The organism is Desulfotruncus alcoholivorax DSM 16058 (assembly GCF_000430885.1).
Lineage (GTDB): Bacteria > Bacillota > Desulfotomaculia > Desulfotomaculales > Desulfallaceae > Desulfotruncus > Desulfotruncus alcoholivorax.
Genome location: NZ_AUMW01000006.1, coordinates 48,547 through 70,676 on the forward strand (window position 1 = coordinate 48,547; position 22,130 = coordinate 70,676).

General features: G+C 46.1%; 18 protein-coding genes, 1 pseudogene and 1 other annotated feature. All 19 genes and pseudogenes read right to left on the reverse strand.

Features of this window, described 5'->3' with window-relative positions; genetic code table 11:
* Positions 1–4 precede the first annotated feature (4 nt).
* Positions 5–1,225, reverse strand: coding sequence for an ABC transporter substrate-binding protein (locus H569_RS0103755; RefSeq protein WP_034629406.1), 1,221 nt, complete (start codon positions 1,223–1,225; stop codon positions 5–7).
* 255 nt (positions 1,226–1,480) lie between these two features.
* Positions 1,481–1,738 (reverse strand) — a binding site (T-box leader).
* Positions 1,739–1,794: 56 nt separating this feature from the next.
* Complete coding sequence (locus H569_RS19095; protein WP_051273215.1) at positions 1,795–3,816, reverse strand: CoB--CoM heterodisulfide reductase iron-sulfur subunit A family protein; 2,022 nt, start codon at positions 3,814–3,816, stop codon at positions 1,795–1,797.
* Positions 3,817–3,841: 25 nt separating this feature from the next.
* On the reverse strand, positions 3,842–4,699 hold the full coding sequence (locus H569_RS0103770; protein ID WP_027363903.1) for a CoB--CoM heterodisulfide reductase iron-sulfur subunit B family protein: 858 nt from the start codon (positions 4,697–4,699) through the stop codon (positions 3,842–3,844).
* Positions 4,696–5,280 carry a 4Fe-4S dicluster domain-containing protein gene (locus H569_RS0103775; protein WP_027363904.1) on the reverse strand — a complete coding sequence of 195 codons (585 nt, stop codon included), beginning with the start codon at positions 5,278–5,280 and terminating at the stop codon, positions 4,696–4,698. Before H569_RS0103775 ends, H569_RS0103770 begins: the two co-directional genes overlap by 4 nt.
* Before the next feature lie 392 nt (positions 5,281–5,672).
* Positions 5,673–6,380, reverse strand: a complete 708-nt coding sequence (locus H569_RS0103780; protein ID WP_027363905.1) for a Vitamin B12 dependent methionine synthase activation subunit — start codon at positions 6,378–6,380, stop codon at positions 5,673–5,675.
* A 68-nt stretch (positions 6,381–6,448) separates the two neighbouring features.
* Entirely contained in the window at positions 6,449–8,296 is a 1,848-nt protein-coding gene (locus H569_RS0103785; protein ID WP_027363906.1) for an ASKHA domain-containing protein, read from the reverse strand.
* 123 nt (positions 8,297–8,419) lie between these two features.
* Positions 8,420–9,118 (reverse strand): GntR family transcriptional regulator, encoded by a 699-nt coding sequence (locus H569_RS0103790; protein ID WP_027363907.1) that lies wholly within the window; start codon positions 9,116–9,118, stop codon positions 8,420–8,422.
* Positions 9,111–9,797: a cobalamin B12-binding domain-containing protein gene (locus H569_RS0103795; protein WP_027363908.1), complete on the reverse strand. Its 687-nt coding sequence runs from the start codon at positions 9,795–9,797 to the stop codon at positions 9,111–9,113. The genes H569_RS0103790 and H569_RS0103795 overlap by 8 nt, the downstream gene beginning before the upstream one ends.
* Positions 9,798–9,830: 33 nt before the next feature.
* Complete coding sequence (locus tag H569_RS0103800; protein WP_027363909.1) at positions 9,831–10,511, reverse strand: DUF1638 domain-containing protein; 681 nt, start codon at positions 10,509–10,511, stop codon at positions 9,831–9,833.
* Between the two features lie 243 nt (positions 10,512–10,754).
* The gene (locus H569_RS0103805; protein ID WP_027363910.1) at positions 10,755–11,987 is read right to left on the reverse strand and encodes an MFS transporter; all 1,233 of its coding nucleotides are present in this window, start codon (positions 11,985–11,987) and stop codon (positions 10,755–10,757) included.
* Between the two features lie 156 nt (positions 11,988–12,143).
* Complete coding sequence (locus H569_RS22700; protein ID WP_169726445.1) at positions 12,144–12,287, reverse strand: hypothetical protein; 144 nt, start codon at positions 12,285–12,287, stop codon at positions 12,144–12,146.
* A gap of 11 nt (positions 12,288–12,298) precedes the next feature.
* Positions 12,299–13,456, reverse strand: a complete 1,158-nt coding sequence (locus H569_RS0103815) for a uroporphyrinogen decarboxylase/cobalamine-independent methonine synthase family protein (RefSeq protein WP_027363911.1) — start codon at positions 13,454–13,456, stop codon at positions 12,299–12,301.
* A 1-nt stretch (position 13,457) separates the two neighbouring features.
* The gene (locus H569_RS0103820) at positions 13,458–14,096 is read right to left on the reverse strand and encodes a cobalamin B12-binding domain-containing protein (RefSeq protein ID WP_027363912.1); all 639 of its coding nucleotides are present in this window, start codon (positions 14,094–14,096) and stop codon (positions 13,458–13,460) included.
* Between the two features lie 195 nt (positions 14,097–14,291).
* A complete protein-coding gene (locus tag H569_RS0103825) occupies positions 14,292–15,107 on the reverse strand; it encodes a methyltetrahydrofolate cobalamin methyltransferase (RefSeq protein ID WP_027363913.1) in 816 nt (271 codons plus the stop codon).
* A gap of 207 nt (positions 15,108–15,314) precedes the next feature.
* On the reverse strand, positions 15,315–15,863 hold the full coding sequence (locus tag H569_RS0103830; protein WP_027363914.1) for a Uma2 family endonuclease: 549 nt from the start codon (positions 15,861–15,863) through the stop codon (positions 15,315–15,317).
* Positions 15,864–16,007: 144 nt separating this feature from the next.
* Positions 16,008–19,376 carry an ATP-binding protein gene (locus H569_RS0103840; protein ID WP_027363915.1) on the reverse strand — a complete coding sequence of 1,123 codons (3,369 nt, stop codon included), beginning with the start codon at positions 19,374–19,376 and terminating at the stop codon, positions 16,008–16,010.
* Complete coding sequence (locus tag H569_RS0103845) at positions 19,348–19,971, reverse strand: DUF4194 domain-containing protein (protein WP_027363916.1); 624 nt, start codon at positions 19,969–19,971, stop codon at positions 19,348–19,350. The genes H569_RS0103840 and H569_RS0103845 overlap by 29 nt, the downstream gene beginning before the upstream one ends.
* Positions 19,968–21,392 (reverse strand): Wadjet anti-phage system protein JetA family protein, encoded by a 1,425-nt coding sequence (locus H569_RS0103850; RefSeq protein WP_027363917.1) that lies wholly within the window; start codon positions 21,390–21,392, stop codon positions 19,968–19,970. Before H569_RS0103850 ends, H569_RS0103845 begins: the two co-directional genes overlap by 4 nt.
* A 245-nt stretch (positions 21,393–21,637) precedes the next feature.
* A pseudogene (locus tag H569_RS21650) lies at positions 21,638–21,949 on the reverse strand ((Fe-S)-binding protein); the annotation flags it as partial.
* Positions 21,950–22,130 lie beyond the last annotated feature (181 nt).

A 22,130-nucleotide genomic window follows, 5' to 3' on the forward strand; every position in this document is an offset into this window, starting at 1 on the left:
CTCTTTATTTAATAAGTTGCCACTTGCCGTCCTTAATCTGTACCAGTACCATGGAATCCACACCAAGCCCGTTATGATCCTGGGGTGACATGTTAAATATGCCTGATATTCCCGCAAATCCACTGGTGTTCTTTTCAAGCTCGTCGCGGATGGCAGCGCGGTCCGGACCTGCCTTTTCGATAGCGGCCACCACCAGCTTAAAGGCGTCCCAGGCATACCCGCCAAAGGAATTAGGCTGCGTGTTATATTTTGCCTGGTAATCAGCAATATAACTTTCCAACACCTTTTTCTGAGGATCGCTGTCAGGAATTTGGGATGCCACGGCTAACTTGCCTATAGGTAAAATAACCCCCTCCGCAGCCCCCTGGGCAAGTTCGATAAACTTCTGGTTGCCCACACCGTGGCTGTGGATCAGCGGAATGGACAGTCCCATATCTTTAAAATTCTTGGTAATAATCGACGCAGAAGGAGGAATGGCCCATACAATAGCAGCCTGGGCCCCGCCGGCTTTGACTTTGGTGAGCTGCGGTGTCATATCTTTATCGCTGGCCTCAAATTTCTCTTCCGCTACAATTTCAATGCCGTTTTCCTTGGCTGCAGTGGTAAACGCAGCTTTTCCCCCGTCCCCGTAAGTATTGTTCATATACAGTAAAGCCACCTTGGTCAGGTCCCGCGCCTTAAGATAGGTGATGATTTTCTTTACTGTTACGATGTCACTTTGGGCGGTTTTAAACACCCACTGCCGGTCACTTACGGGCTCAACTATACTGCTGGCTGCAGCCATGGAAACCATGGGCACCTTTGCGTTCTGGACAGTGTTGATCATAGCCATGGACGGGCCGCTGGAACTACAGCCCAGGACAGCCAGCACATTTTTCTCAATTAACTTTTTAACTGCCAGCACCGCTTCGGTTTCTTCGCTTTTATTATCTAATATGGTCAATTCCACCGGGTGGCCGTTAATCCCGCCATCCTGGTTCAACTTATCAACCAGCATAAGTAAGGTATCCCGCTCGGGCACGCCCAGAGAAGAAGAGTTTCCACTAATATCAATAACCGCGCCTATTTGATAAGGCTCATTTCCCTGTTCTTTTCCTTGCTCCTTCGCCTGCCCGGCACTTCCGGCGTCATTTTGACTTGAAGCGCATCCGCCTGCTATTAAGCCAACTATTAACAAAAGTATTGTCAGTAGTGTTAAACCAATTTTTTTTACCAATTTACTCAAAATTTATCCCCCCTGATTCTATTTGTTAACCTTTGCAGACAGACCTTACTCATATGAGTTTATTCCCATCACCCCCGGGTTTCCGCATATAAAAAGGCCACAGCTTTCGTGGGGACGAAAGCTGTGGCCTTCCGCGGTACCACCCCGCTTGGTTTCATAAAGAACCCTCTTCTTTAGGGTACGGGAACACTGTCGTACTGCCTGCCAAAAAGGTGTAGTAAAAATAGGTGTAATAAAAACAAAAACATTTCATCCCCCAGGGACGAAATGTTACTCTCGCGGTACCACCCTCATTGACCAAAAAGGTCCACTCTTGGCAGGGTACGGGAAATATTCCTTATACCCCCTTCCTTTTAACGGTGGAAGTTTCCGGTCGGGCCTACTTGTAAAATATTTCAGTCCGACGGTTCGGGGGAGAACTTCAACGATTCATACCATAGAAGCGCTTTCAGTCGCGACGCTTCCTCCCTGAAAGGCTGTGTACCGCCTACTTTTCCCCTTCATTACCTTTATCAAATTATTTATTAATTATCATAACATTCCTACAATTAACGGTCAAGAAAAATTTCTTATCTCTTCCGCACTTTCCGCACCAATTCAGCAAAGTTGTCTTCGCACAGACATGCCTTTATTGCGGAGACTATTTGTTCATTGGAAAAACCCTTTAAATTAATTGCGCCCGAGCGGCAAGACGATGTGCAGCATCCGCAGCCCTGGCAAAGACCGCTGTTGACATGAGCAACTGTTTGTGTTTTTGCCTGGTCATGAGCGTTGTTGGGAATTGTTTTGGTTTCAATGGCCTGAAACGGACATACATCCCGGCATAACAGGCAACCCTGGCATTTTGACTCGTTAACCTCTGCAATCATCGGGTTGGTTGCAATTTCCTGTTTATAGAGCAGCGCACAAACCTTAACCGCAGCCGCGCTGGCCTGGGCCACTGTATCGGGGATATCTTTGGGACCCTGACAAACCCCGGCTAAAAAGATCCCTGCCGTGTTCGTCTCCACCGGGCGAAGTTTGGGGTGCGCCTCCTGGAAAAAGCCGTCCTGGTCCACAGTAAAGCCTACCGTTCTGGCAATTTCCCGTGAACCCCGTGACGGCACCATTGCCGTGGCCAGAACAACCAGGTCGGCTTCAATTTCCACCTGGCAACCCAGCAGGGTATCCGCACCCTTAACCAGTAATTTGTCACCCTTGCGGGATATTTTGGATACCCGTCCCCGGATATACCGGGCCCCCTCATTAACCGTGCGCTGGTAAAATTCTTCATAAGCTTTGCCCGGCGCCCGGACGTCCATATAAAAGACAAACACCCGGGACCCTGGAATTTTTTCCAGCACTTGGTGGGCATGCTTGGCGGTATACATACAGCAGGCCCTGGAACAGTATGCTTTGCCCTTGGCTTCATCCCTGGAACCTACGCATTTAATAAAAACAACATTTTGGGGTTCCTTGCCGTCGGATGGCCGGGTTATTTTTCCACCGGTGGGACCGGAGGCATTGACCAGGCGCTCAAACTGCAGTCCCGTGATTATATTGGGAATTTTTCCATAGCCATATTCACCGTAAGCCTGCGTCCAGTCGAAAAGATCATAACCGGTGGCCATAACAATGGCGCCTACTTTCACCTGCCGGTATTCATCCTGCTGTTCATAATTAATTGCCCCTGCCGCGCATACTTTGGCGCAAACTCCACACTTTTTCCCGTTCAGGCGGCGGCAGTTTGCCGCATCTATGCAGGGCTTATTGGGTACCGCCTGGGGAAAGGGAATATAGATGGCCTTGCGGATGCCAATATGCTGATTGAACTCACTGGACACCTTTTGCGGGCATTTTTCCCAGCAGGTGCCGCAACCGGTGCAGCGGCTATGATCAACATAACGTGCCTTTTGTTTAACCGTAACTGAAAAATTTCCGATGTAACCACTTACTTCGGTAACTTCAGCGTAAGTAAGCAGCTCAATATTGGGATGCTGCGCCACCGCCACCATCTTGGGCGTACTGATGCAGGCCGAGCAGTCTAAAGTGGGGAAAGTTTTGTCCAGCATAACCATTTTGCCGCCAATGGTCGGCTCCCTTTCCACGAGTATTACCTTATGCCCGGCATCCGCAATGTCCAGCGCCGCCTGAATGCCGGCAATGCCGCCACCGATAACCATTGCTTTTTTGGTTACAGTAATGGATCCCTCAGACAGCGGTTCCAAACGGGCCGCTTTGGCAACAGCCATTCTCACCAGGTCTATGGCTTTGGCAGTAGCCTGATCAGGTTCTTTGCTATGCACCCAGGAACACTGCTCGCGAATATTAACCATTTCAAGTAGATACGGGTTCAGCCCCGCCCGGGCGATAGTCTTACGAAAAGTAGTCTCATGCAGGCGGGGTGAGCAGGATGCAACCACCACCCTGTCTAAATTATGCTTTTGAATAGCATCAACAATCATGTTCTGTCCCGGTTCGGAACAGGTATATTTATAATCCACGCTGTGCGCAACGTAGGGTAAATGGGCGGCCCGGGCGGCCACCCGGGGAACATCGACAACCCCGCCGATATTTGATCCACACCAGCAAACAAATACTCCTATCCTCATTGGTATCGCTCCATATCATCAATAATCACCCAACCAGTTCAAGTACCTTGCTTGTATCTATAAAATGGGTGTTAAAGCTTAAATTGTCAGGCGTAAGCCCGATAGCCAGTCCTATTAACTGGGTAAAATAAAACACCGGCAGCTGGTAATCAGTACCGAAAACCTGGTTTATTTTTTTCTGGCGCATATCCAGGTTAAAGTGACAGAGCGGGCAACCCGTGGCAATACAGTCGGCCCCGGCCCGGGCGGCATCGGCAAGTATTTTACTGGTTAGCTTCAACACCACGTCATCATTGGATATGGCCAGGGAAGCGCCACAACACTCGGTTTTACTACCCCAGTCTACGGTTTTGGCGCCAACTGCCTCAAGCAGGTGGTCCATAACTAAAGGGTTCTCGGGATCATCAACCTGCACAGCTTTTGGCCTGACCATCAAACAGCCGTAATACACTGCTATCTTTAAATTTTCCAGCGGCTTTACGAGCCGGGAAATTATTTGTTCCGGGTTTAATTCAGCAATTATCTCCACTATCGACTTGACCTTTACGCCCCCGTGGTAAGTTTTTCCTGTAATCCAGTTAATTTTTTCACAAAGTCTTGGATCATTTTGCATTTCCACGTTGGCCATAGCCAGACGCTGGTAGCAAGCCGCACAGGAAGCAGTGCAGTCCAGCCCCATTTCCGCCACCAGAGCCAGATTGCGCGCTGCCAGGGCTATTCCCAACAGATGACTGGTGCTGTGCCCGGGCGTTGAACCACAACAACTCCAGCCGGGTATTTCAACTAATTCCACATCCAGGGCATGGCAAAGCGCCCTGGTGGAAATATCATATTCCCTGCCGCTGGTATGATCGCAGCATCCCGGGAAATAAGCGTATCTCATCTGGCTTTCCCCTCCAGTTCACGTACCCGCTGGAAAATCATCGCCACGTCCCGGCGGTTTTTGGTCTTAGCAGGTAGAAATTTAATTTTGTTTCGGGTTAACATGGCCAGGCCGGTATTGGCATTCTTAAATAACTGCCTGGTTTTTAAATTGTAGTTAAGCATCATACCCAACTCATAAAGCTTACCGTTATCTTCAACAGTGTTTAAAAAGCAGTCGTAAAACAGCGAAACATCCCTGGCGCGATCATCAAGCGGAACACCCTCGCGTTTGGCAAGGCTGCGCAAGCAATCCATAACCTGGGCCAGGTCAACATTGCGGGGACACCTTGATGTGCACGTGGAGCAGCCGGCGCAAAGCCAAATAGCCTGGCTTCTCAGCACGTTTTCCTTTAAACCCAGCTGCACCATCCGGAGCACGCGGTGGGGAGGATAATCCATAGCAAAAGCCACCGGACACCCGGCGGTACATTTGCCGCATTGGTAACATTGCTCCACCGGTTGGCCGCTTTCCTTGCTTACGTTATTGATAAAGCCAAAATTATCTTTGAGGCTGTTGGTTAGATTAAATGCCACCGACATTGTTATGACCCCTTATCTATAAGCGATATTTATTGTTATGACCCATAGTCTATAAACAATATTTTTAATATCGCAAAAAACGTGCCATGATAAAAGCGGCAATTTATTAAATTAATAACACGGAACACCGCCGTGTTTACAATAATTTCATAACGACGGTGCCCTGTTTTGGAACTATTGTTCCATACTGGTACATTACAACAATTTCGCTATAATTTAACCAGCTAACTATTCCAATGTGCATAAATTGTGCCTTTCACCACTTCTGGTGCAATAGTAAATTTAACACAATAATAAATATAATTATATTTTTCTCACATGTCAAGGTTTGACATAATTTAACAATATTTGACACCTTATAATGGAAACACAGGTAATTATCCCGCTTGCTGCTAGCATTTCTCCCCAAAATGGTTTAGCTGGCATTTTTTCTGCAGACTACAGAAGTCACAATGAGTTTTACCTTTAAAGTCCGGCAGGTCGCGTCCCACTCCCATTACCATGGCGATTGACTTGCGGGGCATCATTAAGTTCGAATCTGTTAGGCGCAGGCCAATTTGCCCGGGCTGTAGAAAGTAAAAAACAGTTTGCAAATCCTCCAGCGAACGCCAGTATGAGTGCCCCGGCCCCATGGGAAAGGTTGTTTGAAGGGCTGCTTTACGGCAATGCTCCTCAATTTTATCCACCGCCGTCATACTGCTTTTTACGATATATGCTGTTCCGGCGGCGTCCAGGGCGAAGGCTTCCAATGTTTTCCCGGACTTGATATAATACTCCTCCCGGTCGTCTAACGCGTTTCCGATGGTCATTGCGAAAAAAATTAACTTTTCTGCTGTTCCCGCCACCCTTGCCAAAAGCCTGCCGGTCAACTTTTGCCCTTCTTCAAGCAAAAGCTCCCGCTCTCCGGCACCTAATATTTTAACTTCACGCCAGGTCATGACCGGCCGGACCAGAGATGATGCTTCAGCCAGGGTCCGGCGGTGCAATTCCAGCGTTCTTGGCCGCGGAGGACGTTTATTGTAAGCGGCACCTTCTGCTTGAAAAAGATCCTCCACACTTACATCCGGCAGGGGAATTTCCCAAATCTTCGGCTCCGTCATAGTTATGCTTCCATCCTTTTCTGTATTTGGACAACCAGGTACGGCACTAAAGGTTTTCTACGGATTATTCAATGGAATTGCTTAAAATATGTGCATTCAGCAAAAATACTATTGAATTTGGGGTAACTGCCTAATTCAACAAACTCGGCAAATCCGGCTATCTCAGCGGCCCTGCGGTACTCCCTTGAGGATAACAGGGCTTGTTTGGACCCGGTACCCGCTGCATTACCAACCATTTTGATTTTGCTTTCCAGTTCCAGTGGTATCAGTCCGGTCACACAGGCGCTGTGCGGGGTCAAATAATTTCCAAAAGCCCCGGCCAATAGGACTTCTTTGATGTCGCCCGCTTTAATGCCACAAGTTTCCATTAAAACTTTAACACCGGCCGCCATTGCCCCCTTGGCTAATTGGAACTCCCGGATATCATTCTGGGTAATCATAACCGGTCTGCCGTGGCCGGTTTTACCGGCGTCTGCAAGTAAAAAAGCCGGTTCACCTTTGTGTTCCAAAAGATGATCTTTATAAGCATGCGCTTTGGTATTTGTAATTTGCTCAAAAGGCAATATCCTTCCCCGCTTATTAATAATACCCAGTTCCAGCAAACCCGCCACGGTATCAAGCAAAGCAGAACCGCAAATGCCCAGGGGGCTGCCCCCTCCAATTACGGAGTATTCAAGGCGGTCCCTAAAATAAACATGGTCAATGGCCCCGGCAGCCCCCCTCATGCCGCTGCTGATCCGGGCCCCCTCAAAGGCAGGGCCGGCCGCGGCGGAACAGGCAACCATTCTATCCCTGGAACCCAGAACAATTTCTCCATTTGTACCTATGTCAATGACCAATTTTACTTCTTCACTCCGGTCCAGTTCTGTGGCCAACAGCACCGCCGTGGTATCCGCCCCGACAAATCCCGCGATATTAGGCAAAACAAATATTTTGCCTGCCTGGTTGATATCAATTTTCAGTTCCGCGGCACTTGCCACCAGAGGTTCACTGACAGCCGAAACATATGGTGCTACCGCTATATACCGGGGGCTGACGCCAAGGAAGAGGTGATGCATACAGGTGTTTGCCGCTATGGATACCCCGTAGATGTCTCTTTTGTCCACACCGGCTTGATCCGCCGCTTCCCTGATCAGTTTATTGATGGCCTCCAGCACAGCGGCATGCAGTTTGGCAAGCCCGTCCTCTTCCTGATTGGCAAAGGCGATTCGGGAGATAACATCTGCGCCGAATCTGGTCTGCGGGTTAAGCATCGATACCACGCCAAGCTCCTGCCCTGAATAAAGGTCCAGCAAATATCCCACAATGGTGGTCGTCCCTATATCAAAAGCCATGCCCAGCATGGTCCCGGTGGTATCTTGCTCCTCAATGCCCGTAATTTGGCTGCCACACATAACCGCTGTAATGCGGTGATTGGCTTTGCGCAAGGTTTCCGGCAACCGGCGCACAAGGGAAACCGGAACCTCTAAAGCATCGCCGTTATAGCCGTGCTGTTCCAGGCTGTCTTTGAGGCGGCGCCAGTCTGAATACTGTTTATCCAGCAACGGCTTTTTTACTTCAACCAATATTTTTTTTAGGTGCGGCTCAATCTGAAATATTTTTTTTCCCGAGGTTAAAATGTTATGCTGATGGGTATAGTTCGGCAACTGTACGGTCATGTCACGATTAATTCTTGTTGAGCAAGCCAAACGAATTCCCTCCGCCAATTCTTGTGCCTCCAGGATATCCCGCTCAATGGCGGTGGGTTCTTCTGCTCCCGCTAAAATCTTAACCCGGCATTTTCCGCACTTACCCCTGCCGCCGCAGGGAAAATCAGCACTGATGCCGGCCGATTCCAATGCTTCCATAATAGTGTTGCCTGGTTGCACTTTAACTTCCAGGCCACCGGGTTGAAATATCACTTTATAACTCCGCAAGGTAAATCCCCCTAATTAGTTAGAATGTTTAAGAAATGCAATTTACCAGCCAAGCTCAAAAAAAACTAAACTGCACCGGTATCAGATGCAGCACTGAAATTCCCATCCAACCATCTGGAAATCTTATTGACTAATTCCCTGCAGTTTAATATAGTCTCCCCGAAAATAAGTTATCCCAAGTCCCACCGGTTTGTTGTCACTGCCGTAAAGCTTTTGTTCAACAACCAGCAGGGCAAGCTCGTTGTAAATATTTAAGTATCTTTTTATCTGTTCATCCGGGATCTCGGCATGAATTAGTATTTCTTTCTTTAACGCAAAATGAGAAACTTTATTGGATAACATTTCAGGGAAAGTAGCATGTTCGATTTCCTTCTCTACAATAGGCATCCCTTTTTGATAGAGCAAATATTTAACATCATAAGCCACTGGGACACCATCTGTGTAGAAAAGCCTGCGAATCATAATCACATTTTTATTTTTGGTAATTTGCAAATCACCGGCCAACTTTTCATCAGGCATAATGATATTGACTTCTAACAATTTTGTTTTGTCAACACTGTTAATAGAGTTGTTCATCTCGTCGTAGAAAATGGTGTATTTGTTTAATACAGGTTCTTGAACAAAATTTCCTTTACCCGGAATGGAATAGATATATCCCTCGTTGGCTAAAATGGTTAGACTTTTTCTTACCGTCATCCGGCTAACGCCATATTCTTCACATAGTGCCTTTTCCGATGGTACAGCATCACCCGGATTTAAGCCGCCGCCGTTTATCTTGTTTTTAATGTCTTCAACTATGCTTAGATAAACCGGACTAACCATTATCTATTACTCTCCGTTCGCTTTCATTAATACCGTCCATCCATTTTTTGCAGATTCTAACGCCGGATGAAGCGTCGTTAGCAAAGTTATCTGCGCCAATAAACCTGCAGACTTCTTTTGTCAGGTGGTTACCGCCGACAATTATCTTAACTTTGTCCCTGACCCCGGTTTCCTTAAAAACATCAACTATCTCTTTCATTGTATCGACGGTATTGGTTAATACTCCGCTAAGTCCTAAAATATCCGGTTGATATTCCTCACATTTTTTTAAAAACACTTCTTTAGGCACGTCCACCCCAAGGTCAACAACCTCAAAACAATTGGCCTCCAACATACCTCTAAAAATATCCTTACCAATGTCATGAATGTCCCCTGTTACAGTGCCTAAAACAACTTTGCCTATTTTGTTATTATGCTTAACCCGGAAATGGGCGGTCATTTTATCTAATTCCAGCACTTGTTTAAATATTAGCCCGGCCATTATCAAGTCTGCAATGTAATAGTCTTTACTCTCATATAGTTTCCCTACCCGGTTCATGCCTTCATTTACCAAGTCCAGCAGGCGCAGCGGTGCCATACCTTCTTTTAACAGCTCGTCGGATAATTTAAGCACTTCTTCCTCGTTTAACTGTTCCACATGTTTAATTAGCAACTGTTCCTTTTTATTCAATTCCTTCACCTCCGCACCCCTGACATAAAAGTTGGACCTATTCTATAAAACCTGGTGGGACAGCTCTTTTTGAACCAATCCAAAATGACTGATATTCACCGACTCGCCCTTTGGGATAACACAAAAGTCTTGATCATAAGGGCCGGTCAACAGCTTTTTCAGGAACCAAATGTCACCTTTGGCTACAACCAGCTTCAAACCGGTGTTTCGTGCCAACCCTTCCGCTTTGCTTAAACAGTCCGCCGGATTATAGGCCCCGGTATCGATCAGCATAAAGTAGTTATAGTGCTTAAGCATCACATCAAACAGTCTTTTGGTTCTTTGCTCGCCATAGCGTTTTAGCGCGCGGTCGTATTCCACAAATATACTTTTTGAACCTTCCATCCAACCTTTGGTCAGGAAATAGGTCTGTTTCAAACGCTCAAATTTTTCACCGGGCTGGCTGAGCACCATGGATATACAATCTTCCGTCCTTGGAGCAATCAAGTTAGCCCCCGTTGCCCTTAAACCCACCAAACCGTTCCCGCAGCAGCCATAAGCCAGTAAGATGTTATCTATATTCCTCTGGCTGTCTATTTCCTCTTGAAGTTTGGTCCTTAATTGGCTGGGGTCATTATGATAATCAGATTCGACCCATATTACCGGGAACCTGCATCCGGTCTCTTGCATGGCCAATTCTAATTCATCGCTCAGTGTTTGGCAGGCAATAACCACTTCATTCATTTAATCATCCCCGTTTTTAACGCAAAGGTATTAGATTTTACTTGCATTTAAGATTGACGGCGATAACTGCGGCATTACGTTTTGGGAAACTGATATAGAGGTATATACAACCATATACTTACATTTATCTTAGAGTTTGCATATCTATTTGTCAACTTATCGCTCCTGCTTGAACCGCATGGCAGGTTAACCAGGGGGAGAGGGAACATAAATGTTCCCCCCCTCTTTTAATACCCCTTTTTATTACAGGATTTCGGCAAAGTCAGCAACAGCTTCAGCCCGGGATTTTGCGCCAAGTTCAGGGAGCAATAAAGCCACTATGCCAACCATAAATAAGCACAAGCTGCCTAGAATGAAGAACAAGTCATAGTTCCGGCCGGCCAACGGGGCAATAATAAAGGATGGAATACAGACCGCGCCGATAACCTGAAGGGTGCCGGTGATGCCCCCTGCACTTCCGGCATAAACGGGACCGATCTCCGGAAGCAGCATGGGAAATGCCAGCAGCAGCGGCGCAGACATTCCCAACATAATGCCGAAACAGGCCAGCAGCACCAGCAGACCAACCCCTTGCGGCGCAGTCCAAGCCAAGTACCCGGCGATTGCTCCCAACACCGCTACAGTTGCTAAAAATGGTTTCATCTTACCGATGCGACTGGAGAGAATGGGTCCCAATATGCTGCCGAAAATAGTGCCGAACGTGATCAGAGACGTCATAAAGCCGGCCTCCTCCGGGCTGAACCCGCGCAAATCATGCAGCGCATTGGGTAAAAAACCGGAAAAAGACATGGAGGAACCCATATAAAGCATCAACGCCGCACCCACCAGCCAAATATTTTTGCTTCTGGCTGCGACACCAATATACTTGCTCACAGGCATAACCGGCACATCGGGCGCTCCCTCAGGTTTGGGTTTAATAAATAATAGCCAAAGAACCCAAACTGCCAACATAACTAAACCAGCCGTAATAAAAGCGCTTTTTGTTGTAGGAAACATTGCCGTGGTGGCTAAAGCAACACTCATGCCTACTCCGTTGGCGGAAAAATAGATGCCCGTAGCTGTACCCATATGCTCTTTGGGAAACCATGCTCCCAGCAACTTTGCAACGTTGGCGTTTAAGAAGCCCGGGCAGAGCCCCGCCAGGAACATCAGAACAAACAATTCTAAGAAGTCGTGGGCAACATACCGGAAAAATGCTCCTGCTATAGAAAAAACAAACCCCACCGCTACAATTCTTTTAACTCCCCACCGGTCCGCCAGGGCGCCTGCCGCAAAGCTAAAAATTACACCGGCCAACATGGGCGCGGTTAGCACGATACCATACTGTCCGGAGGTTAGTTTGAATGCAGGGATAATCTGATACGCCAGAGCTGCCACCTGGAATTGTGCAGCGATCGCACTGCTCATGGCAAGCCACACGATAGCCAGGATCACCCAGCGGTATGGCGAAAGCGGCGGCTTTTTGCTATCGTTCATAGATAATTCAATCCTTTGGCGTAAATTTTTAAAATAAAATCAAGTTTTTAAATCAGTTGATATTTAGCTGAAGAAAAATAGTACAGAAAGAGACGAGGGCTCTCTCTGTACTATTTCGGGAAATTATATCCCGCTGTGCTTTTCTGTACACGATCACTACATTAAAAGAAACATAATAAACGAAAACATCATATCTTCGTAGCCTTGCATTTTGGGAGCCATTGCCTTGGCCTGCTTTTCATCAATCTCAGGGTGCTCCGCCAAATACTGCTCCCAGGTCTTATAATATTTTGTATTCATAACCAACCCCCCTAGTAATTTGCATTTGTGGCCACAAACTCCAACACGGCGCGTGTGTTTTCCACGTTAACGCTATCCAATGTAACCGGAGCCTTATCAAAGTCAAAATAATACCTGCCGCCCGGTGCCAGGATGTCTATTAGTTCTCTAGCCTTATCAATGCACTGCTGTTTGGTGCCGGTTTTTAACAGCGAAATCGGGTAGAAACCGGAAATAATATGTTTTTGGCCAAGTTTTTCTTTAACCAGTTTGGGATCTCCATATTCAAAGCGCATGACAGTATTTTCCGGCAATTCATATAAGTAATCCAGATAGCGCATCCAGTCCTGCTCAACAAAAAGATGTGAGGGATGTCCGGCTTCCGCCAGCGCTTCCACCAGCTTTTTAAATGACGGCCAGTAGAATCTTTCAAAATCACTGGTGCGCATAAATGGTGCCATATGCAGTGGAATAAAGGTGGCGTTGTATTTTGATGGCGGAATCGGGTGCAGTCCGGCTTTAATCATCAGCGGAGTTGCAGCTTCAGCAGCTGCTTCCACTTTGTCGGGAACCCTCCTCATATCAGTGGAAATCCCTTTAAAGCCCCTGAGCTGGTCAGCCACGAAATCCAGAGGCGCCTCAGTAAATCCTGCAAAAAAGTTGGTGTCACCGTAACCGTATTTTTCAGTCAACTTTCCATAAATCATTATCGCATTGCCCATCTCATCCTGAAAAGCTTTGAAGGCTTTGGCCAGAGTCAATGCTTTAGTGCTTGCATCCGTATCCAGTTCGGTATACAGGCGCGGCAGTATTTTTTCTATGATGCAGTTATAGGGGTTGGCAATGAAATCATCGTATTCTTCCTGCAGCAGGCCTTCAACTTCAGGGTGCTGCAAGAAACCATTGGAGCCCATGACAAAGTTTCTTGCTCCCAAAATTCTATAAAAAGAAGGAAATCTAAAGGCATTTACCGGAAGCAAATCCGAGTAAAAGTCCCGGCATACCTTATCAAATATCTCTTCCAGTTGAGAAGTGTCCCATTGGGCTTCCACCAGGTCTTTGCCCGCATATTGAATGGCAAACTCAACGGGAAAGCCTACAAATACGGGGACTCTTTTGGGGATCCTGCCGTCAATAATGTCATGAAACAATTGGGTTCTTTCCTGTGCCAGCGCCTTTGCATCAGCCATGTTATTTCACCCACCCTTGACATAATTTAACGCCTTCAGCAGCGTTGGTCGTAAACGCATCTGCGCCAATCATCTGACACGCCTGCTCGGTAACAGGGTTCCCGCCGATAATCACTTTGACGCTGTCACGCAATCCAGCCTCTTTGAGTGCATCAACTGTGTTTTTCATGGAATCCAAAGCCAGGGTCAGCACGCCGCTCATGCCCACAATGTCAGGTTTAACTTCCTTTACTTTTTCCACAAAAGCACTGGCCGGCGTATCTATGCCAAGGTCATAAACTTCAAAGCCGGCTGCTTCCGACATACTCTTGAAAATATTTTTCCCGATGTCGTGTAAATCTCCTTCAACCGTGGCAAGAACGATTTTTCCGACCTTGGCAGAGCTTTCCTTACCCATGGCCGGCTTTAAAATATCAATTGCAGAAGTAAGTAATTCCCCGGCAAATATTAAATCCCCGACAAAATACTCTTTTTTATCAAACAGGTCGCCAACTATGGTCATACCTTGCTGGCAGGCGTTTACCACCGCCGTGGTTTCTTCGATGCCGGGGTTGGCAGCCACAAAGTTTTTCAACATTCCCAATACTTTTGGTTCGTCCAGGTTTCCTACTGCATTGGTCAATTCTTGCAAGTCCAACATTAATAGTCCTCCTTTTAATTTATAGTTGTTGGATAAGTTGTATGCACTTGCCGGTTTTTGTTTTCTTTTGCTGTTTATTACCCCCCTGCCTAAAATATTTTGCGTGCGTCACGGCAAAATAACAGTTCTTGTTTTATTAAAGTCTACCTGACGTACGGTACATACCTGTGTATACAGGTTACAGAAAAAATAACTTTATTGCTCCATACTTCTGTCCGGGCCAATTTTATTTTTCCGGTAGGCGTTGGAGAAATTGCGGCAATACCTGTCGCGCCCAAGCAACGCTTCAGTTGCCAGCAGAGTTGTTAATATATCCCTGTTGCAGGGATCCAGGATGGCTGAATCCATTCCAGCATAAACTGCAATGGTTAAGAAGTGCTGGTTGACTATTTTTCTTAAAGGCATGCCAAAAGAAATGTTACTTAATCCCGAGGTTACTTTAATGGTGGGGTAAATAGCTTTTACAGTTTTTAATGTGTCAATAAAGTTTAACAGGGACCGGTTGTCCGCTGACAACGCCATCACCAGCGGGTCAATGTGGATCCGCTCCGGAGTGATGTCATACTTCTTGGCTTTTTCAACCATGATTTTGGTAATTTCAACCCTGGTTTGGACATCGGACGGAATACCTTTACTGTCACAGGTCAAGGCAATAACCTGCCATTCCGTGCCCTTAATCATGGGGTAAATGACTTCACATTTATCACCTTCTTCAGACACCGAATTGATGATACCGGGTTTTTGGGCATACTTAAAAACCTGTTCAATAATTCTGGGGTTGGGGCTGTCAATACATAATGGTTTATCAACTGCGCCCTGAACTATGTCCATCAGCCATTTTAAAGTATCAGCCTCAACCTCCGGCGCAGTGCCGGCACACACGTCGATGTAATCGGCACCGGCTTCAACCTGCTTGACAGCCAGATTGCGTATGAACTCTTCGTCTTTCTCTGCTATTGCTTTTTTTACGCTCGGAATGGTTCCATTGATTTTTTCCCCGATAATGATCAATGCAAAACTCCCCCTTACAAATGCTCCACGTTATGTCTTTACACGTATATACATGTCTACCTTTATACTATCACGCATTGTTGCTTTGTCAATACCAACTATCAGACTAGTTAAAAATTTTAAAAAAAGAACCGCCGGTCGGGCCTGAAAAACCTCAACCGGCGGTTCTTTTGAGTAAATCCTGCTTCACTTTGGTATTTCATTATATTATAAAAATACTTCTTTTAAATTAATTTGCAGCCCCGACAACAGCGGGGATTCCAAAATTTCATCGCCGCGGTACGCTTCGTGCAAAATCCATTTCTTTTCGCCGGGGGCAAATACCTGCACTATTCCGGCATCCGGGTCTACGATCCAGTATTCCTTAACCCCATACTTATAGTAAAGCCTGCTTTTTTCTACCTTATCCCGGCTGGCTGTCGACGGTGACAATATTTCAACTACTAAATCCGGCGCACCTTTAATGTTATCTTCGGTAATAATATTCAAACGATTGGCGGAAATAAAGAGTATGTCAGGCTGTGGTTTTTCTGTTGCACTTAGAACAACATCGGTGGGAGCGTCATAAACCTCGCCTAAATTATTATTACGAACAAAATTTGTAATAAACCAAACCAATCGGCCTTTAACCCGTTGGTGGATGGTCTTCGGTGCTGGAACCAAAATTAGTTCACCCCCGATTAGCTCATACTGGTTGTCGTCATTAATTTTTAAGTAATCCTCATAAGTATATAACTTATTAGGAGTTTCTTGCATGTCAGAACCCTCCTTGAACATAACACGAGCATATACTGACCAATTCACTGAAAAAAACCACATCCTGATTGTGGCAATACTGTACATCACATTATATATCGCAGCATGCAAAGGTGCAATATGGGAACCGGATTGATTATTGCTTCAAGATATCATTTCTCCCCGGCTTAAACCGTTAGCGGCTGTCAGTGCCTGTTGTTGTTCCAGCTCAACCCATTGCTCTATCTCCTTACAGGTAACGCGCTCCACAAAACTGTTGAAGCCTTCTCTCATCACAATTATATTGGTATTGACAAATGGTACTACCAGCTGGATTTTACCGGTCGGTTCAACGATGAGCACCTGGAAACCTAATTTGCGGATAAAACGCATGCATTCCTCAACGTTGTCGGCATCCATCCGGTTAAAGGCTTCGTCAAAAACCACCAGGCGCAGTGTATCTTCTTTTTTACGATAAAGGTGGTAGACCTGGTAAAAAGAAGCTAAAATCGCAACGTAAAAAGGAATCTGTGCGCCCCCTCCCGACTCGGTTCGGGACACCTTGGAGAAATAGCTTTTGTTTCCCTGTTCATCGGTAATGATAATGTCAAAATCAAGGTACGAGCGGTAATCGGTAAGCTCCTGCAATTTATCCTGCCGGCTGCTGGAAGTAATCTCTTCAAAAAGACGGCTGAAACTATCACCGTATAGTTCCTGGAACACCGTACTAAAAAGCAGCTCTGTTGAGCCTAGCTGATATCCCTCGATCATTTCGTAAAACTCTCGCAGTTCCGGCTTGGGGGTCAGGCTGAACCGGTAGGAATAACTGCCGAATTTCAAATCCTGCAGCGCAAAGTTTAGTTCATCTATTTCTTCATGGGCCAGCCTGATGGCTTCATGCAAGCGGGACAGGAAATGTTCCTTTAAAGCCTGCTCCGCCTTTTTCCGTGCTTCACCTGCCTTTTTACTGTACTCAGGCAGGTGAATTTCCTTTAAAAAGTGCATCCTTTCAGCATATTTTTGGTTATCTATAGCTGTTACATCCGCTAAAAAATCAAATTTCTTATTAAATTCATGCCTGATGTTTACCACTTGATCCATTTTATTTTTGATCTTGGTTTCCAAGCCCTGGATATTTCTATAGTAATTATTTGCCAATTCCACAGGCATGCGCTGTTGGCTTTCCCGCTCCCATTTAGCCTGGCAAGTTTCCTTTAATTCTTCCGAAATTACATCCAGGTTTTCAAGATACTTTTGATAACAAGCATCTTTTTCACCGGCAAGTTGCTGCAGCTGTTGTTCAGATAATTCCAGTTTTGCTTGTACCTGTCCTTTTTCTGTGTTTAAATTAGCAATTTCCTTTTCGCACTGCCTGAGCTCGATTTCTTTACCTGCTCTCGCCTTTTCCAACATTTCCAGCTCTGAACGGTCCAGGTGCAGCAATTCCTGTTTTGCCTGCACCAGTTCCCAGGCCAGTCTGTCCAAATCCTTGCACTGTGCGAAATCCTTTTGCCATTGCCGGTAAAGGTAATGTTTGTCGCTGTTTAGATTTAGTACCCCTTCACTTTTCTCTATTTTTTCGTTTAACAGGGATAACTCGCCCTGGCATTTTTTTAATTCTTCCCGTTTCCCGGCAAGCTGTAATTTCACAGCCTGCGCGCCTATGTAAGGCACCTCATAACGTTTTTGGGGAATTTGGCGGGCTGTATAATTTTGGTACAGCATACAGGTATCGGTGATAGCCCGTTTGTATTGTTTCAACTCCTTCTCCGACAAGCATTTCATCACCCCGCCCAAAAGCCAGTTGGCGTAAGCGCGAATATAATCTTTTTCGGCTATGATTTCCTCGGCAAGACTTCCTGCAAGCGGAGGCCTGACCTCCTTGACCAGCTTATCGGTATTTACCAGGCCTACATTTTCCATACCGTGGGTGAATTTATAGCGCTCGTAAATACTCAACGCCTGGTCGAAATATCCCGGCGGTACCAGAAGATCAAACTTCTGGGTGGAAAGATAGCCCTCTATGGCATTCTGCCAGCGCCGGTCACAGATATCGATGGCCTCGCAAAAAATATCCACCGGCACACAGCCCTGGCCAGCTTCCTGCGCAAGATGCTCCTCCAATAATTTTTTCAATTTCATCGTGGCAGAAGTAGAGTTCAGCACCCGGTTTTTTTCAAGGTTTTTAATCGCCAGCGCCAGCTCCCGGGCCTGCCTTTGCACTGTTTCCCGCTGTTTTTTAAGTTCTGACACCTGTATGATGAGCCATTTCATGCTTTCATTCCAGGAGCGGGTAAGCTTGTCCGTTTCTGCAGGGAATAATCCCGCGTCCAGGAACATTCTCCAGGCCCGGTCATCTTGTTTAAGGGATTCAATTAAACTGGCGGGCGCCTTTAGCAGGTCTAAAACCTCAATCAGTTTTTCCCTGTCCCGTATATCTGTTTTAACCTGCTGCAGCAGGTTGCGCTGTTTTTCCTCCAACTCCGCCATCTTTTCTGTTATAGCTGCGATATTCTGCTTTAATTTGTTTTCCTGCTGCATTACCGCTATGCCATTAATTTTTTCGATCAGTTGTTCCTTTTCAGCATTTAACTTTTTATACTTGGCTTCAATCGTGCCCAGCTCACCCAACAACCACTGCAGCCGGTCCTTTGATTTTTGATATTGCTGCAGCGCCTCGTCCAACTCCCGCACTTTTTGCTCATAATTACCCCTGTACAGCATATACCGGCCAACTGTTTCCTGACGTCTGAAGTGCTCAACCTTCCCGTATTCCCGACACAGTTCCTCCAAGGCCATAATCTCCGCCCCGGTGTTTAAAAGCTGGTTTTCCATTTGGCGGTATCTTTCAGCATAATCCCGCATGGTATCCACATCCACAGGCCGTTCATCCAAAATGTAGCCATAGATAAACGTCCTCAAGTTGGTAATAGGCTTAAAAGAAATACCTTTGACAAAAAGTGAAAAAAACGACTCCTTGATCCCGCCAAACAGCTGGCGCAGATCGTTTCTGTAGCCCTCCAGGTCATTGCGGTACTGGCGGAAATTAAGGCCCTTAGCCCTGATATAGCGGATAAACTGCTCTCTGTTGCGCGGGTACCCGTCCTGTAAAAACAACTTATCCCCCAGCCGGCAATCTTCAATTTTAAAAAAAACATGTTCCTCTTCACCAGAGTCGCAATAATAGTCAAATACCGCGCCGATTAAGCAAGATTGTTTGGTAGAGGTACGGGTAAATTCAAGTACTATATAGCTTGAAAAATCCTCATCATTTCCTCTTAAATAGGTATACTTGCCTTCCGTGCCGGTCCTGCCCCGCAAATAACCTTTAAGGTCCCTGGCTGTCTTTTCATCAAATGCAGCGGAATTGAACAGAACCTTTTTCATATTGGAGACAAGAACTACTTGTAAGGCGTCAATCAGCGTTGACTTGCCTGCTTTATTGTTACCGGTGATTAGGGCGCTGCCTGCGATTGGAATATATTCGTTAGTAAAGTAATGCCAATTAATCAGCTTTATCCCGGTCAAGAGCATCCTCTTTGTCCCCCTTTGACTCGCCTGCCCTGATCCAATCCGCCAATCTTTCAACGCTGGGCACATCTACAACTAAAAGGATCGTAGGGTATAATAGATATACCGCATCAGGGTCCTTCCACTGCCCGCGTTTTAAGTCCAAAATGGAAAAGTTACTGAAAAGTTTTAATGCCTTTTCCAGGTCATCCCTGGCCGGTAAACGGTTTTTGATCTCCAGGGCCATATATTTTCCCTGGATATCTTCACCTGATATCAGTACCTCCCGGGTCAACCGCAAAGCATTTTGTTTTTCATCATAAAGCAGCCTGAGAATAAATAAAAATATTGTTTCCTGCAGGGTAAAGTGGTACCGGTTCCTGCCATAGCGGTTGTATAACTGCAGCACGGAAAAACGTTTGTTATGGTTCAAATCCCAGCCGGAGAGGGAAAAATATTCGCTGAAAATATCAAGATAACGCTCAACAAAACGGTAAAATACACGGTCTTCTTCCCGTTCATATACCAAAAAGTTCTGGCTGAGCAATAAATTTGCCGCTTTACTGAAAGTGTCCTTATCCTTATTTGAAAACTCCTCATACTCCTGGTACCAACTCAACGTTTGCTCCCCTTCCTTCTGATAACCAGGTTTGGCACCTCAATTGCCCCTTCCTTGAGGGTAACTGTTTCGCCTCTTTCCCCTTCCAGGCGGTAATTTGCCACGGGCGACTGGCTAAAAAGGATAATATAAATTAGTTTAATCCACTGGTTACGGCTGTTGAGGGGCACCTGTTCAATGGGGCAACTGTCATTTTCACCCAAAATATTGTCTACATAATTATTTACCTGCTCCACCGTAACTTCTTCTGCCACCCTTGAGCCAAATTGTCGAAGCTGTTTTCTACGCACCTCCTCCGGCACGGAGACAGCGCGGAGCGGCTGGGGTTTATGGGTCTGCCGCGCCGCCGGAGGCTTTCTCAGGCTGTGGTTATCTACTGTCACCTGGGGGAAAAGAGCAATGGAACGGGTAATTTCCCCGGGAACCAAAGTTTTCTCGCCGTGCTCCTTAGCTAATTTACCCAGGTAAGCCAGTACCGTATAGATATGCTGACCGGCTCCCCGGCCCTGGTGCAACTTAAACCTGAGGCGATCAGCCGCTGACCTGGCATACCTGGCATTGCGCCGGTCAATTTCACTAAGCAGCCTGTCCATCTCCTGGCCAAAGGAAGTATCTATATACTCAGTCCATTCATATAAAAGATTTTCGGCTGCTCCCGTGTCCGGTGCCCGTTTTTCCTGCACCATAATACCGGCCTGCCTGGCGATCTCGTTTCTATCGGAACGCCACTCCCTGACGCGCTTTAAAATACCAACGCGGTATTTGGATATATGCTCCGAAGTTTTGAGCCTGTAGTATTGCTCGCCAAGGACCTTGGTTTGATACACATCAAAAATTTGACTCAGGATAGCGCGCACATCTTCTGCTTCCAGGAGTTTCTCGGTATAATTTTTAATGCTGTGGTTTAAGCTCTTCAAGCCGTCAATTAACTCTTGCGTAGACTCATAAGCTTGCTGCAGGGCTACATAAGAAAAACCTTCACTGCCGGTAAGGTTCTGGTAAATGCTGAGTATCCTTCCTTTAAACTCCACCCGGTAGCCCGTGCGGATTTTATTCATCGCCTCCAGCATAACAATGGCGTAATCAGGGATGGATATTCTAAAAGTGTAATCAAGTTCCGGCTCCAGGTTCAGCCAGCCTGTGTCCACCAGCCTGCGCAAATATTGAAAAGCCTGCTCGCGGGCGTTTTTTCCCGTTTCTTCCGGGGAGCCCTCTTCTTCAATCTGCCAGGCTTGCTCTCCCACACTCTCCAGGTATTCCGTGAATAATTCGATGATATGATCCCGGGATAGGGTATAAATTCGCTTATTATACTCCTGGTAAACCAAAAATATCAAATCCACATAAATTTCTTTCAGGTTGCGGCTAAATATAGAAAAAAAGTTTTCCGGAACCTGCGAAAAAAAATCTTTTCCATACATTTGCAATACCCACTGCCCATTCCTGACCGGCGTTCTATTTTTTTACTTATTAAACAATACTATATCAAAAAGAGGCAAAATCCGCAGCCATATTTGGAGTCAGGGTGTTTAGGCAGATTATGTAGGTTTACTCACCGGGATTATCAAGATTAAACTTTCCTTAAATAAACAAATTTAGCCGGCTGTCTTAAAACAGAAAACCGGCTGTCTTTCAAATTAAAAGAAAAATGTAATTATTTATTAAATTATTTCCAAACCAGAGCCTTGCCTACGAGGTCAATCAAGCCTTTAACTTCAACACCTAGTTCATGCTCCTCCACCATGGGATAAAGCTGAGCTTTACAGATGGAACACGGTGCACAAAGTATACCATTACCATCTTTGCTTACACCAGTGGCCCGAACCTGGTCGGCTTATTTCTGGCTAAGCTGTATTCGGCGCTGGTACATTTCAGGAACATCGAACAGGATTCCCGAACCACCGCCACAGCAAAAATTATCCATACCATGGGGTGTCATTTCCCTAAAATCGGAAACACAGGCACGCATAATTACCCGCATATTTTCATTTAAACCACACCTGGTGCCTAAACGCAAACCATCTTTCCAAGAAGTTATGTGTAAGGCATTGATGCCAAAGGCTGCACCATAATAAGCAGGGACACCGAGTGCTATCACATCAGCTTGTCTAATCATTTCTTCAATGGAAGTCCAGCCATCCTTTTGTATACATTGATTG